The following is a 14,483-nucleotide window of genomic DNA, read 5'->3' on the forward strand; positions in this document are numbered from 1 at the left end:
AATGTTCTTATTCGGCGCTCTGCACCGCAGCAATCATGCGCACCACATCGACGGTCTCGGCCACATCATGGACGCGCAGGATGCTGGCCCCCTTGGTCATGGCCAGAGCTGCCAGCGCGAGGCTGCCGTACAGTCGCTCACCGACCGGACGATCCAGCGTCAGGCCGATCATGCTCTTGCGCGAAACGCCCACCAGCAGCGGGCGCCCAAGGCGATAGAGCGCTTCCATGTGCTTGAACAGGCTGAGGTTGTGCGCCACTGTCTTGGCGAAACCGAAGCCCGGATCAAGAATGATTCGTTCGGCGGGGATACCCGCCGCTGCACAAGCGGCCATCCGCTGTTCAAGATAGCGCGTTACGTCGGCGGTCACATCTTCGTAATGCGGGTCGTCCTGCATGTTTCCGGGTTCGCCGCGCATATGCATCAGGCAAACCGGCAAGCCGGTGTCTGCGGCCGCATCCAGGGCACCGTCGCGCTCCAGGGCACGCACGTCATTGATCAGGCCGGCACCCAACCGCGCCGACTCACGAATGACCGCAGGCGTCGAGGTATCGACCGAGATGACCACGTCGAAGCGACTGTTGATGGCCTCGACCATCGGCGCCACGCGCTCCAACTCTTCGGTCACGGAAACTGCACGCGCACCAGGACGAGTCGATTCACCACCAACATCGATCAACGTTGCACCCGCCGCGACCATCGCCTCGGCATGCCGCAACGCTTCGTCGCGCTGGCTGAAACGACCACCGTCGGAGAAGGAATCGGGTGTTATGTTGAGAATACCCATGACATGGGTACGGGAAAGATCAAGAACCCGGTTGCCGCAAGGCAACCGGGTCGGGTACTGCACTGAGCTCATAGATGCCCTTAGTGTTGAGCCGCTGGGCCGCCGATCGGCGATTCAGGGCGATCATTCTGGGCAGCCGGGGTGCCCGAATCCTTGTCGTCGTCCCAATCGCGCGGTTCGCGTGGCGTACGGCCAGCCATGATGTCGTCGATCTGATCGGCATCGATGGTCTCGTACTTCATCAACGCTTCGGTCATTGCCTCGAGCTTGTCGCGGTTGTCGATCAGCAGCTGCTTGGCAGTGGCATAGCACTGGTCAATGATGCTGCGCACTTCGGAGTCGATCAGCTTAGCAGTCTCGCCAGATACGCTGGCGTGCTGGCTGCCGGCACTACGGCCGAGGAACACCTCGCCCTCCTCTTCCGCGTACATCAGCGGACCGAGCTTCTCGGAGAGGCCCCACTTGGTCACCATGTTCCGTGCGATCTGGCTGGCACGCATGATGTCGTTGGAAGCACCGGTGGTGACACCATCGAAGCCCAAGGTCATCTCTTCGGCGATACGGCCACCATAGAGCGAGCAGATCTGGCTGATCAGGGCACGCTTGGACAGGCTGTAACGGTCTTCTTCAGGCAGGAACATGGTCACACCCAGGGCACGACCACGCGGAATGATCGAAACCTTGTAGACCGGATCGTGCTCAGGCACCAAGCGGCCGACAATCGCGTGACCAGCCTCGTGATAGGCGGTGTTCTTCTTTTCCTTCTCGGACATGACCATGGTCTTGCGCTCGGCGCCCATCATGATCTTGTCCTTGGCCAGTTCGAACTCTTTCATTTCGACCAGGCGCTTGTTGGAGCGAGCGGCGAACAGCGAAGCCTCGTTGACCAGGTTGGCCAGGTCGGCACCGGAGAAGCCTGGGGTACCACGGGCAATAACCGCCGGGTTGACGTTTTCGCCGACTGGCACCTTACGCATGTGCACCTTGAGGATCTGTTCACGACCACGGATATCCGGCAGGCCGACCACGACCTGCCGGTCGAAGCGACCAGGGCGCAGCAGCGCAGGGTCGAGCACGTCCGGGCGGTTGGTGGCGGCAATGACGATGATGCCATCGTTCATTTCGAAGCCGTCCATTTCCACCAGCAACTGGTTGAGGGTCTGCTCACGCTCGTCGTGACCACCGCCCATGCCGGCGCCACGGTGGCGACCAACGGCGTCGATCTCGTCGATGAAGATGATGCAAGGTGCGTGCTTCTTGGCCTGTTCGAACATGTCACGAACACGGCTGGCACCAACACCGACAAACATCTCGACGAAGTCGGAACCGGAAATGGTGAAGAACGGCACCTTGGCTTCACCGGCAATGGCCTTGGCCAGCAAGGTCTTACCGGTACCGGGTGGGCCGACCATCAGCACACCGCGCGGGATGCGACCACCCAGGCGCTGGAACTTGCCCGGGTCACGCAGGAACTCGACCAGCTCGCCAACCTCTTCCTTGGCCTCGTCGCAACCCGCGACGTCAGCCAGGGTAGTCTTGACCTGGTCTTCGGACAGCAGGCGCGCCTTGCTCTTGCCGAAGCTCATCGGCCCGCCCTTGCCACCCGCGCCACCTTGCATCTGGCGCATGAAGAACATGAACACGGCGATGATGACCAGGATCGGGAAGCTCGCCACCAGCAGCTGAGTCCAGATGCTCTGCTGCTCAGGCTGCTTGCCTTCGACGACCACGTGGTTGTCGACCAGGTCGCCGATCAGGCCATTGTCGGTGATGGCCGGGCGCACGGTCTTGAAATTGTCACCGTCGGCGCGCTTGCCGGTAATGATGTAGCCGTCGACGGTCACACGCTCGACCTTGCCATCCTTGACCTGCTGGATGAAGTCGGAATAGTTGAGGGTCTGCGGCTCGTTAGGGCTGGAGAAGTTGTTCATCACTGTCACCAGGACAGCTGCGATGATCAACCACAGGATCAGATTCTTTGCCATGTCGTTCAATTCGCTACCCTCTGAGGCCGGCGCACGACGCAGCCGTGCCTCGCATGATATTCATCGCCCTAACTTACTACATTACCTACGCATCCGCAGGCACCGTCTGTAACCCTTTGTGAAACCTAGACTACACGAAGTTCGGACGATCCAGACGGGGCGGCCGATTGGAAATAACTATCAGCCACCCCGCAATACGCCTCATGCCCCTTTGAAACCCCTGCCCAGCAGGTACTGCTCACGGGAGCGATCCCGCGAAGACGACGGCTTGCGCATCTGCACCTTGTCGAACTTGCTGCGCACGTCCTTGAGGTACATGTCGAAACCTTCGCCCTGGAAGATCTTGATCAGGAAGTCCCCGCCCGGCTTGAGCACGCGGGTCGCCAGATCCAGGGCCAGCTCGCAGAGGAACATGGCTCGCGGCATATCCACCGCAGGCGTACCACTCATATTGGGGGCCATGTCGGAAATCACAAGGTCTACGTGCGAATCACCGACCGCCTGAAGAATCTGCTGCAGCACTTCATCCTGGGTGAAGTCGCCCTGAATGAAGGTCACGTCGGGGATCGAGTCCATTTCCAGGATATCGGAAGCGATCAGCCGACCCTGGCCACCAATCAGACGACTGGTCACCTGCGACCAGCCTCCGGGGGCCGCACCGAGGTCGATCACGCTCATGCCGGGGCGGATCAGGCGGTCTTTTTCCTGGATCTCCAGCAGTTTGTAGCTCGCACGCGAGCGGTAGCCATCCTTCTGTGCCTGCTTAACAAAAGGGTCGTTGAAATGCTCTCGCAGCCAGTTTGCGCTGCTTTTGGAACGTTGTACCACGGGGCACCTCGATGATATGCGTCGTGATTGACTGGGCGGAGCCGGTGGCCCTCGGGTAAAATGCCGGTCAATTTTACAGAATCAGACGGAAAGGGTCAGATTATGCCGCTCAATAACGAGCAGAAGAAGCAATACAAGTCCATTGGTCATGACCTGAAGCCGGTCCTGATCGTTGCTGGCAACGGTTTGAACGAAGGCGTGATCGCCGAACTGGAGCGTGCGCTGGCCGATCACGAACTGATCAAGGTCGAAATTCGCTCGGAAGATCGCGAAGAGCGCGCCGCCGCCATTGCCGAACTGTGCAAGGCAGGCCGTGCCGAACTGGTACAGACCATCGGCAAGAAGGCGCTGATCTATCGCAAGAATCCGCAGCCGAACAAGCAGCTGTCCAACATCCACCGTTACAAGTGACGGTGGCTCCGCTCAGTGGCGCGCCTGGCGCGCCCTGACCGGGACCGGTTGGGCCACCAGCACGATGCCGGAGAAGCCCAACACGAGAAAACAGAACATCTGCCAGCGCTCGCCGACCGAGATGCCGTAGCGCAAGGTGTAGTACCCCACGCAGGCCGCAAAGCCCAACAACAGCATCTGGCCGCGAAACTGCCGCCACCAGGCCGCCAGGCCGTCTACCCTCGCCAGCACCGCCAGCTGGGTCAACAAGCCAAGCAACGCCACGCCGATCAACCAGCGGTCGATCTGCCCGGCGACGTCCTGCACCAGCAAGGGTGCCAGGCCACTGACTTTCAGCGCCGGCACCAGCCCCACATGGAACACCCACAGGCCACCGACCCAGAAAACCTGGGCCAGTTGCCAGAGGATCCCCTCGAGGGATGGCGCCCGCAGGCGCCGGTCAGATGTGTTTGACTTCGACAATCTCGTACTCGACCGTACCGCTTGGCGTCTTGACCACCACGGTGTCACCTTCTTCCTTGCCAATAATGGCACGGGCGATCGGTGCGCTGCTCGAAAGCTTGCCTTGTTTCACGTCGGCTTCATCTTCGCCGACGATCTGGTAGGTCACCTCGTCATCGGTTTCGGTGTTCGCCAGCACTACGGTAGTGCCGAAAATCACCTTGCCGGTGTGGGCGATGGTGGTGACGTCGATCACCACCGAGTTCTGCAGACGGCCTTCGATGTCGCGGATACGCGCTTCAACCATGCCCTGCTCCTCACGGGCGGCATGGTATTCGGCGTTTTCCTTGAGGTCGCCCAGCTCACGCGCTTCGCCAATGGCTTGGCTCAGGCGCGGGCGCTCGGTCTTGCTCAGGAAGGTCAGTTCCTCTTCCAGGGCGCGAGCGCCCTGGACGGTCATCGGGTACTTGGTCATGCTCATGCTTTGAGTCCTGCATGCAGATCCTGCAGGCGACGAACAGTCTTCTCGGGACCGAATTTCAGCGCCTCGCAGATGGCTTCACCAGCCGCAATGGTAGTGGTGCAGTAGATCTTGTGCTGCAGCGCATTGCGACGAATCGAGTAGGAATCGGCGATCGACTGGCGGCCTTCGGTGGTGTTGATGATCAGCGACACTTCGTCGTTCTTGATCATGTCGACCACGTGCGGACGACCTTCGGTCACCTTGTTCACACGGCGCACTTTCAGGCCAGCCGCTTCGATGACCTTGGCAGTACCTGCCGTTGCAACCACTTCGAAGCCCAGGGCGATCAGGTCGCGAGCAACGCCAGCCACCTGTGGCTTGTCGTCGTCACGCACGCTGATGAACGCAGTACCACCGGTCGGCAGCACTTCGCTGGCACCCATCTGGGCCTTGGCGAACGCTTCACCGAAGCTGTCACCGACACCCATGACTTCACCGGTCGATTTCATCTCAGGGCCGAGGATCGGGTCAACCCCTGGGAACTTGGCGAACGGGAAGACGGCTTCCTTGACGCTGTAGAAGTTCGGGATGATTTCCTGGGTGAAGCCCAGCTCTTTCAGGGTTTTGCCGGCCATCACGCGGGCAGCGATCATGGCCAGGGAGGTGCCGATGCACTTGGACACGAACGGTACGGTACGCGAAGCGCGCGGGTTGACTTCGATCACGTAGATCTTGTCGCCCTGCAGGGCCAGCTGCACGTTCATCAGGCCGACAACGCCCAGCTCCAAGGCCATTTTCTTGACCTGCACGCGGACTTCGTCCTGCACTTCCTTGCTCAGCGAGTACGGTGGCAGCGAGCACGCCGAGTCACCGGAGTGAACGCCGGCCTGCTCGATGTGCTGCATGATCGCGCCGATCACCACGTCGGTGCCGTCGCAGACCGCATCCACGTCCATCTCGATGGCGCAGTTGAGGAAGTGGTCGAGCAGTACCGGGCTGTCGTTGGAAACCTGTACGGCTTCACGCAGGTAGCGCTTGAGCTCGTCCAGCTCGTAGACGATCTCCATGGCACGGCCACCCAGTACGTAGGATGGGCGTACGACCAGTGGGTAACCGATGCCGCCAGCAGCGCGGATGGCTTCTTCTTCGCTGCGCACGGTGGCGTTTGGCGGCTGCAGCAGGTTCAGGCGCTGAACCATCTGCTGGAAGCGCTCACGGTCTTCGGCACGGTCAATGGCGTCCGGGCTGGTACCGATGATCGGTACGCCGGCTTCTTCCAGGGCGCGAGCCAGTTTCAGCGGGGTCTGGCCGCCGTAGTGAACGATGACGCCCTTCGGCTTCTCGACGCGGCAGACTTCCAGCACGTCTTCCAGGGTCAGTGGCTCGAAGTACAGGCGGTCGGAGGTGTCGTAGTCGGTGGAGACGGTTTCCGGGTTGCAGTTGACCATGATGGTCTCGTAACCGTCTTCACGCAGCGCCAGTGCGGCGTGTACGCAGCAGTAGTCGAACTCGATACCTTGGCCGATACGGTTCGGGCCGCCACCCAGGATCATGATCTTGTCGCGGGTCGACGGGTTGGCCTCGCACTCTTCCTCATAGGTCGAGTACAAGTAGGCGGTGTCGGTGGCGAACTCGGCGGCGCAGGTATCGACGCGCTTGTACACCGGGAACACTTCCAGCTTGTGGCGGTGACGGCGCAGGTTCTTGTCGGTGATGCCGAGCAGCTTGGCCAGGCGCTGATCCGAGAAGCCCTTGCGCTTGAGGCGCAGCATGTAGTCCTTGTCGATCGACGACAGGGCCAGGGTCTTGACCTTCTCTTCTTCCTTGATCAGATCTTCCATCTGCACAAGGAACCACATGTCGATGCCGGTCAGCGCGAAGATTTCTTCACAGGTCATGCCCGAACGCATGGCGTCGGCGACGTACCAGATACGCTCGGCACCTGGCACGGTCAGTTCGCGCTTGAGGATGCCGGCCGCTTCAGGGCTGGCCAGGTCGACTTTCGGGTCGAGGCCGCAGGCACCGACTTCCAGGCCGCGCAGGGCTTTCTGCAGGGATTCCTGGAAGGTACGGCCGATGGCCATGACTTCACCCACGGATTTCATCTGGGTGGTCAGGCGGGCGTCGGCTTTCGGGAATTTCTCGAAGGCGAAGCGTGGCAGCTTGGTCACGACGTAGTCGATCGACGGCTCGAAGGACGCCGGGGTACGGCCGCCGGTGATGTCGTTCTGCAGTTCGTCGAGGGTGTAACCGATGGCCAGCTTGGCGGCGATCTTGGCGATCGGGAAGCCGGTGGCCTTGGAGGCCAGGGCCGAAGAGCGCGAAACGCGCGGGTTCATCTCGATCACGACCATGCGGCCGGTGTTCGGGCAGATGCCGAACTGCACGTTGGAACCGCCGGTTTCGACGCCGATTTCACGCAGCACCGCCAGCGAGGCGTTGCGCATGATCTGGTATTCCTTGTCGGTCAGGGTCTGTGCCGGAGCCACGGTGATCGAGTCACCGGTGTGCACGCCCATCGGGTCGAAGTTCTCGATGGAGCAGACGATGATGCAGTTGTCCTTCTTGTCGCGGACCACCTCCATCTCGTATTCCTTCCAGCCGATCAGCGATTCGTCGATCAGCAGTTCCTTGGTCGGCGACAGGTCCAGACCACGGGTGCAGATTTCTTCGAATTCTTCACGGTTGTAGGCGATACCACCGCCAGTGCCGCCCATGGTGAACGACGGGCGGATGATGCACGGGAAGCCCAGCTTCTCGAGGACCGCATTGGCCTCTTCCATGCTGTGGGCGATACCGGAGCGTGGGCACTCCAGGCCGATGTCCTTCATGGCCTTGTCGAAGCGCGAACGGTCTTCGGCCTTGTCGATGGTGTCGGCGTTGGCACCAATCATCTCTACGCCGAACTTTTCCAGAACGCCGTGGCGCTCCAGGTCCAGGGCGCAGTTCAGTGCAGTCTGACCACCCATGGTCGGCAGTACCGCGTCCGGGCGCTCTTTTTCGATGATCTTGGCCACCGACTGCCACTTGATCGGCTCGATGTAGGTGGCATCGGCCATGGCCGGGTCGGTCATGATGGTGGCTGGGTTGGAGTTCACCAGGATGACGCGGAAACCTTCCTCGCGCAGGGCTTTACAGGCCTGGGCGCCGGAATAGTCGAATTCGCAGGCCTGGCCGATCACGATCGGGCCAGCGCCGAGAATCAGGATGCTTTTGATATCTGTACGTTTTGGCATGGTTGTCACTCAAATCCGCGGGTCAGTCGGCAAGCCGTCTTGAACAATCTGGGTCAGGCGCTTCCGGGCGCGGCGCAAGCCGGCCCGGGGCCTTGATGCAGGATGCTCAGCGGCGCTTGGCCATGGCATCGGTGAAACGATCGAACAGTGGCGCGACGTCGGTCGGGCCAGGGCTCGCTTCAGGGTGGCCCTGGAAGCTGAACGCGCTCTTGTCGGTGCGCTCGATACCCTGCAGGGTGCCGTCGAACAGCGACTTGTGGATGGCGCGGACGTTGCCCGGCAGGGTGGTTTCGTCAACGGCGAAACCGTGGTTCTGGCTGGTGATCATGACCACGCCGGTATCCAGGTCCTGGACCGGGTGGTTGGCACCGTGGTGACCGTGGCCCATCTTCACGGTCTTGGCACCGGAGGCCAGGGCCAGCAGCTGGTGGCCGAGGCAGATGCCGAATACCGGAATCTCGGTTTCGAGGATTTCCTTGATCGCCTGGATCGCGTAGTCGCATGGCTCCGGATCACCAGGGCCGTTGGACAGGAACACGCCATCCGGATTCAGCGCCAGCACTTCGCTGGCCGGGGTCTGGGCAGGCACCACGGTCACGCGGCAGCCGCGGGCAACCAGCATGCGCAGGATGTTCAGCTTGACGCCGTAGTCGAAGGCGACCACGTGGTACGGCAGGTCGGCAGCGTCGATGGTCGGGTGGCTGTCGGTTTTCAGTTCCCACACGCTGGAGCGCCACTCGTAGCGTTCCTTGGTGGAAACGACCTTGGCCAGGTCCATGCCCTTCAGGCCAGGGAAGCCGCGGGCAGCAGCGATGGCAGCTTCTTCGCTGATGTTGTCACCAGCCAGGATGCAGCCGTTCTGAGCGCCTTTTTCGCGCAGGATACGGGTCAGGCGACGGGTGTCGATGCCGGCGATGGCGACGACGTTGTTGGCCTTGAGGTACTCAGGCAGCGACTGGGTGTTACGCCAGTTGCTGGCCAGCAGCGGCAGGTCACGGATGACCAGGCCAGCGGACCAGACACGGTTCGACTCGGCGTCTTCCGGCGTGGTGCCGGTGTTGCCAATGTGCGGGTAGGTCAGGGTAACGATTTGCTGCGCGTAGGAAGGGTCTGTAAGGATTTCCTGGTAGCCGGTCATAGCGGTGTTGAATACCACCTCACCAACGGTCTGACCGTCGGCACCGATGGCTTCACCGCGGAAAATACTGCCGTCGGCAAGGGCGAGTATGGCTGGCTTTGTCAAGAAGACCTCCCGTAAATCAAGCATGAAAGGGCGATCGCAGGTTGCAAAAAAGCGGAGTGACGTATGGACACGTCACCCCGCTTTTATGTGCTGAATTCAATTCGCTGCGCGCTTTTAGTGGACACACTAAAGCTGTAGCTTACAGAAAAGTGCGTTTTCGGTCTACCGCATATGTGTCTCTAAAACACATGATTGCGACAGACTGACATCGGCGGCGCCTGCTTCGCGGGTAAACCCGCTCCCACAGGGACCGCACAGAGCCTGAGCCGAGTGCGTATCTTGTGGGAGCGGGTTTACCCGCGAAGAAGCCACCGTCGCTCGAACGGCTCATCGCAGCTCGAGCACGTCCTGCATGTCGTACAGGCCCGGCTCGCGCCCGTCCAGCCACAGCGCCGCACGCACCGCGCCCTTGGCGAAGGTCATGCGGCTGGAGGCCTTGTGGGTGATTTCCAGGCGCTCACCTTCAGCGGCGAACAGCACGGTGTGGTCACCGACCACATCGCCGGCACGCACGGTGGCGAAGCCGATGGTCTTGCGATCACGCGCGCCGGTCTGGCCTTCACGGCCATAGACCGCCACTTCCTGTAGATCACGCCCCAGTGCATTGGCAACCACTTCACCCATGCGCAGCGCGGTACCGGACGGCGCATCGACCTTGTGACGGTGGTGCGCTTCGATGATCTCGATGTCGACATCATCGCCCAATACCCGCGCAGCCATGTCCAGCAGCTTGAGGCTGAGGTTGACGCCCACACTGAAATTGGCAGCGAATACGATCGGAATGTCCTTGCCCGCCTCGGCCAGCAACTGCTTCTCCTCGACGGAGAAACCGGTGGTACCGATGATCATCGCCTTGCCGTGCTTGCGGCAGAACGCCAGGTTCTTCAGCGTCACCGAAGGGTGAGTGAAGTCGATCAGCACGTCGAATTCGTCGGCAACCTTGGCCAGGTCATCGGACAGCAGCACACCGATCCGACCCAGCGCTGCCAGCTCACCCGCATCGGCCCCGACCAGCGAGCTGTCCGGACGATCGATCGCCGCAGTCAGCCCCGCACCCGGGGTTTGCTGAACGGCTTCGATGAGGGTCTTGCCCATCCGCCCCGCCGCGCCCATCACTGCAATACGTCGCATAGCCATTTTCCTTGTCAGAGATCGCCGAAGAAGCGCTTCACGCCATCGAACCAGCCACTGGCCTTGGGCGAGTTGTCGCCTTCCAGCGAGCTGCGCAGCTCTTCGAGCAGTTCGCGCTGGCGACGGGTCAGGTTGACCGGGGTCTCGACCGCCACGCGGCACAGCAGGTCACCGGCACCACCACCGCGCACCGGGGCAACGCCCTTGCCGCGCAAGCGGAACTGCTTGCCGGTCTGGGTGCCTTCCGGAATCTTCAGCTTCACGCGACCATCGAGGGTCGGCACTTCCAGCTCGCCACCCAGGGCGGCATCGGTGTAGCTGATCGGCACTTCGCAATACAGGTGCTTGCCATCACGCTGGAAGATCTCGTGCTCGCGCACGTTGATCACAACATACAGATCGCCGGTCGGGCCACCATGGGTGCCCGCCTCGCCCTCGCCGGACAGGCGGATACGGTCGCCGGTATCGACGCCCGCCGGCACCTTGACCGACAGGGTCTTGTATTCCTCGACACGGCCTTCGCCATGGCACGAGGTGCACGGGTCAGTGATGATCTTGCCCTGGCCGTGGCAGCGTGGGCAGGTCTGCTGCACCGAGAAGAAGCCCTGTTGCATGCGCACCTGACCAATGCCACCGCAGGTTGGGCAGGTCGACGGGGTCGAACCCTTCTTGGCGCCGGAGCCGTCGCATGGCTTGCAGTTGACCAGCGTTGGCACGCGGATGCTGACCGTGGTGCCACGCACCGCTTCTTCCAGGTTCAGCTCCAGGGTGTAGCGCAGGTCGCTGCCACGCTGGGCACCGCCACGTCCACCACCACGACCGCCACCGAAGAAGTCGCTGAAGACGTCGCCGAAGATGTCGGAGAAGTTGGCGCCGCCGAAGCCGGCACCGCCGCCACCCATGCTTGGGTCGACGCCGGCATGGCCGTACTGGTCGAACGCCGCACGCTTGCTCGCATCGGACAGTACTTCGTAGGCCTCGTTGGCCTCCTTGAACTTGTCTTCCGACTCTTTATCGCCCGGGTTGCGGTCCGGGTGGTACTTCATCGCCAGGCGGCGGTAGGCCTTCTTGAGGTCAGCTTCGCTGGCGCCGCGCTCGACACCCAGGACCTCATAATAATCACGCTTGGACATAGGTCATTTGCACCTTGTGGGGCGTCCGGCATCTGCGCCGCGCCATCAGCACCTGCCTGCACACCACGAATGGCCCAGACAAATGCTGTAAAAAATCTCGAATTCCAGATACGCCAACGCGGGAGCAAGCCCCCGCGCGGCGACATCCTACCAGTTCACCGGCATAAGCCGGTGAACGGGTCGACAGCATGCAACGATTACTTCTTGTCGTCGCCTTTCACTTCTTCGAACTCGGCGTCAACCACGTCATCGTGCTTGGCTTCCGGCTCGTCGTGCTGCTGAGCGCCACCCTGAGGCTGTTCGGCCTGCTGCTCGGCGTACATCTTCTGGGCAACCGGAGCCGATACCTTGGACAGCTCTTCGACCTTGGCGTCGATGGCAGCCTTGTCGTCGCCTTTGACAGCGGCTTCCAGGGCAACCACGGCGGCTTCGATCGCAGTTTTCTCTTCAGCAGTGACCTTGTCACCGGCGTCAACGACCATCTTGCGAGTCGAGTGCACCAGTGCGTCACCCTGGTTACGGGCAGCGGCCAGCTCTTCGAACTTGCGGTCTTCCTCGGCATTGGCCTCGGCGTCACGCACCATGCGCTCGATTTCTTCGTCGGACAGGCCGGAGTTGGCCTTGATCACGATCGACTGAGCCTTGCCGGTGGCCTTGTCTTTGGCGCCGACGTGCAGGATGCCGTTGGCGTCGATGTCGAAGGTCACTTCGATCTGCGGCACGCCACGTGGCGCTGGCGGAATGTCAGCCAGGTCGAACTTGCCCAGCGACTTGTTCTGCGCAGCCTGCTTACGCTCACCTTGCAGCACGTGAATGGTCACGGCGCCCTGGTTGTCGTCGGCAGTCGAGAACACCTGCGACTTTTTGGTCGGGATGGTGGTGTTCTTCTCGATCAGCGCGGTCATCACGCCACCCATGGTTTCGATACCCAGGGTCAGCGGGCTGACGTCCAGCAGCAGTACGTCTTTCACGTCACCGGCCAGTACCGCGCCCTGGATGGCAGCACCCATGGCCACGGCTTCGTCCGGGTTGACGTCCTTGCGTGCTTCTTTACCGAAGAAATCAGCAACGGCCTTCTGCACCATCGGCATACGGGTCTGGCCACCGACCAGGATCACGTCGTCGATCTTGCTGGCGTCGATGCCGGCGTCTTTCAGGGCAATGCGGCAAGGCTCGATGGTACGGTTGACCAGGTCTTCGACCAGCGACTCCAGCTTGGCGCGGGAGATCTTCACGTTCAGGTGCTTAGGACCGGTGGCGTCTGCAGTGATGTACGGCAGGTTGACGTCGGTCGACTGAGTCGAGGACAGCTCGATCTTGGCCTTTTCAGCGGCTTCTTTCAGGCGCTGCAGGGCCAGTGGATCGTTCTTCAGGTCCATGCCGGACTCTTTCTTGAACTCGTCCACGAGGTAGTCGATCAGGCGCATGTCGAAGTCTTCGCCACCCAGGAAGGTGTCGCCGTTGGTGGCCAGTACTTCGAACTGGTGCTCACCGTCGACTTCGGCGATTTCGATGACCGAAACGTCGAAGGTACCACCACCCAGGTCATAAACGATGACGGTGTGGTCGCCCTTGGCCTTGTCCATGCCGTACGCCAGTGCAGCAGCGGTCGGCTCGTTGATGATGCGCTTGACGTCCAGACCGGCAATGCGGCCGGCATCCTTGGTAGCCTGGCGCTGGCTGTCGTTGAAGTAGGCCGGAACGGTGATGACCGCTTCGGTCACGGCCTCGCCGAGGTAGTCTTCGGCGGTCTTCTTCATTTTCTTCAGCACTTCGGCGCTGATCTGTGGTGGCGCCATGTCCTTGCCGCTGGCTTGTACCCAGGCGTCACCGTTGCTGCCCTTGACGATCTTGTAAGGCACCAGCTTGATGTCTTTCTGCACGACGTCTTCTTCGAAGCGACGACCGATCAGGCGCTTCACGGCGAACAGGGTGTTGTGCGGGTTGGTGACGGCCTGGCGCTTGGCCGACTGGCCAACCAGGATTTCGCCGTCGTTGGCGTAGGCCACGATCGAAGGGGTAGTACGCGCGCCTTCGGCGTTTTCGATGACTTTGACGTTACCGTTTTCCAGAATGGAGACGCACGAGTTGGTGGTCCCCAGGTCGATACCGATGATTTTGCCCATGTTAACTCTCCCGAAACTTGAATTTGGTGGCAGCGGCTACTTCTGGCCAACTGCGGTAATACTTGAACGCTTGACACCTAGATGGGGATGCCCCAACAGATTTCAAGCCTTCTCATCGATAGAAGGTTGCGGGGCAGCCGGAGCCTTGCTCACCACCACCATGGCGGGGCGCAGCAGGCGACCGTTGAGCAGGTAGCCTTTCTGGAAGACGTTCAGCACGCTGTTTGGCTCGACGTCGGCGTTTTCCTGCATGGCCATGGCCTGGTGGTGCTCAGGGTTGAACGGCTGGCCGTGCGGCTCGATGGCTTCGAGGTTGTAGCGCTTGAGGGTGTCCTGGAACATCTTCAGGGTCAGCTCGACGCCTTCACGGGTGTTCTTGACCTGGTCATCCTCAGGATTGAGGTGGGTCAGGGCCATCTCCAGGCTGTCGATCACCGGCAGCAGGTCGCCAGCGAATTTCTCGAGGGCGAACTTGCGGGCCTTGTCGACCTCCTGCTCGGCGCGGCGAATGCTGTTCTGCGCTTCGGCAGCAACACGCAGGGACTGATCCTTGGCGGCGGCCAGCTGCTCCTCGAGCTCCTGAACGCGGGCGCCGTTATCCACTGCACCAGCCTCTTCGGCGTTAAGGTCTTTTTCATTCAGCTGTTCGTCAGCCATGGGGTCTCTCCTCCGCAATTTCTGTTGTACGAGCAAAGCTCG

12 protein-coding genes are annotated in these 14,483 nt (G+C 61.3%); 1 reads left to right on the forward strand and 11 read right to left on the reverse strand.

Going from position 1 to position 14,483, the window contains the following annotated elements:
- Nucleotides 1-7 precede the first annotated feature (7 nt).
- The 3 genes from folP to rlmE form a co-directional block, all read right to left on the reverse strand.
- Nucleotides 8-859 (reverse strand): dihydropteroate synthase, encoded by an 852-nt coding sequence (gene folP, locus J7573_RS14460; RefSeq protein WP_294336045.1) that lies wholly within the window; start codon nucleotides 857-859, stop codon nucleotides 8-10.
- Nucleotides 860-867: 8 nt separating this feature from the next.
- Nucleotides 868-2,772, reverse strand: a complete 1,905-nt coding sequence (gene ftsH / locus J7573_RS14465) for an ATP-dependent zinc metalloprotease FtsH (protein WP_159408802.1) — start codon at nucleotides 2,770-2,772, stop codon at nucleotides 868-870.
- A 201-nt stretch (nucleotides 2,773-2,973) separates the two neighbouring features.
- Nucleotides 2,974-3,600: a 23S rRNA (uridine(2552)-2'-O)-methyltransferase RlmE gene (rlmE, locus tag J7573_RS14470; RefSeq protein ID WP_054885642.1), complete on the reverse strand. Its 627-nt coding sequence runs from the start codon at nucleotides 3,598-3,600 to the stop codon at nucleotides 2,974-2,976.
- A gap of 102 nt (nucleotides 3,601-3,702) precedes the next feature.
- On the opposite strand from rlmE, the gene yhbY reads away from it, so the two are divergent.
- Nucleotides 3,703-4,011 carry a ribosome assembly RNA-binding protein YhbY gene (gene yhbY / locus J7573_RS14475; RefSeq protein ID WP_054892619.1) on the forward strand — a complete coding sequence of 103 codons (309 nt, stop codon included), beginning with the start codon at nucleotides 3,703-3,705 and terminating at the stop codon, nucleotides 4,009-4,011.
- A 12-nt stretch (nucleotides 4,012-4,023) separates the two neighbouring features.
- On the opposite strand, the gene J7573_RS14480 is transcribed toward yhbY, so the two are convergent.
- From J7573_RS14480 to grpE, 8 genes are all read right to left on the reverse strand, one after another.
- Nucleotides 4,024-4,473 (reverse strand): MFS transporter, encoded by a 450-nt coding sequence (locus J7573_RS14480; protein ID WP_079226471.1) that lies wholly within the window; start codon nucleotides 4,471-4,473, stop codon nucleotides 4,024-4,026.
- A complete protein-coding gene (gene greA / locus J7573_RS14485; protein ID WP_177326679.1) occupies nucleotides 4,451-4,933 on the reverse strand; it encodes a transcription elongation factor GreA in 483 nt (160 codons plus the stop codon). Before greA ends, J7573_RS14480 begins: the two co-directional genes overlap by 23 nt.
- A complete protein-coding gene (gene carB, locus J7573_RS14490) occupies nucleotides 4,930-8,151 on the reverse strand; it encodes a carbamoyl-phosphate synthase large subunit (protein WP_294336068.1) in 3,222 nt (1,073 codons plus the stop codon). Before carB ends, greA begins: the two co-directional genes overlap by 4 nt.
- A 106-nt stretch (nucleotides 8,152-8,257) precedes the next feature.
- Nucleotides 8,258-9,394: a glutamine-hydrolyzing carbamoyl-phosphate synthase small subunit gene (gene carA / locus J7573_RS14495; protein ID WP_294336070.1), complete on the reverse strand. Its 1,137-nt coding sequence runs from the start codon at nucleotides 9,392-9,394 to the stop codon at nucleotides 8,258-8,260.
- Between the two features lie 327 nt (nucleotides 9,395-9,721).
- Entirely contained in the window at nucleotides 9,722-10,525 is an 804-nt protein-coding gene (dapB, locus tag J7573_RS14500) for a 4-hydroxy-tetrahydrodipicolinate reductase (RefSeq protein ID WP_016501648.1), read from the reverse strand.
- A 14-nt stretch (nucleotides 10,526-10,539) separates the two neighbouring features.
- Complete coding sequence (dnaJ, locus tag J7573_RS14505) at nucleotides 10,540-11,658, reverse strand: molecular chaperone DnaJ (protein ID WP_110639666.1); 1,119 nt, start codon at nucleotides 11,656-11,658, stop codon at nucleotides 10,540-10,542.
- 197 nt (nucleotides 11,659-11,855) lie between these two features.
- Nucleotides 11,856-13,784 (reverse strand): molecular chaperone DnaK, encoded by a 1,929-nt coding sequence (dnaK, locus tag J7573_RS14510; RefSeq protein ID WP_294336076.1) that lies wholly within the window; start codon nucleotides 13,782-13,784, stop codon nucleotides 11,856-11,858.
- Nucleotides 13,785-13,886: 102 nt separating this feature from the next.
- The gene (gene grpE / locus J7573_RS14515) at nucleotides 13,887-14,441 is read right to left on the reverse strand and encodes a nucleotide exchange factor GrpE (RefSeq protein ID WP_294336078.1); all 555 of its coding nucleotides are present in this window, start codon (nucleotides 14,439-14,441) and stop codon (nucleotides 13,887-13,889) included.
- Between the last annotated feature and the right edge of the window lie 42 nt (nucleotides 14,442-14,483).

This window comes from Pseudomonas sp. (assembly GCF_017744435.1).
In the GTDB taxonomy this organism is placed as follows: Bacteria; Pseudomonadota; Gammaproteobacteria; order Pseudomonadales; family Pseudomonadaceae; genus Aquipseudomonas.

Bases quoted from the DNA above. Each gene is read 5' to 3' on its own strand.
- folP (WP_294336045.1), bottom strand. From the start codon at position 859: ATGAGCTCAGTGCAGTACCCGACCCGGTTGCCTTGCGGCAACCGGGTT.
- ftsH (WP_159408802.1), bottom strand. From the start codon at position 2,772: ATGGCAAAGAATCTGATCCTGTGGTTGATCATCGCAGCTGTCCTGGTG.
- yhbY (WP_054892619.1), top strand. From the start codon at position 3,703: ATGCCGCTCAATAACGAGCAGAAGAAGCAATACAAGTCCATTGGTCAT.
- greA (WP_177326679.1), bottom strand. From the start codon at position 4,933: ATGAGCATGACCAAGTACCCGATGACCGTCCAGGGCGCTCGCGCCCTG.
- carB (WP_294336068.1), bottom strand. From the start codon at position 8,151: ATGCCAAAACGTACAGATATCAAAAGCATCCTGATTCTCGGCGCTGGC.
- dapB (WP_016501648.1), bottom strand. From the start codon at position 10,525: ATGCGACGTATTGCAGTGATGGGCGCGGCGGGGCGGATGGGCAAGACC.
- dnaJ (WP_110639666.1), bottom strand. From the start codon at position 11,658: ATGTCCAAGCGTGATTATTATGAGGTCCTGGGTGTCGAGCGCGGCGCC.
- dnaK (WP_294336076.1), bottom strand. From the start codon at position 13,784: ATGGGCAAAATCATCGGTATCGACCTGGGGACCACCAACTCGTGCGTC.
- grpE (WP_294336078.1), bottom strand. From the start codon at position 14,441: ATGGCTGACGAACAGCTGAATGAAAAAGACCTTAACGCCGAAGAGGCT.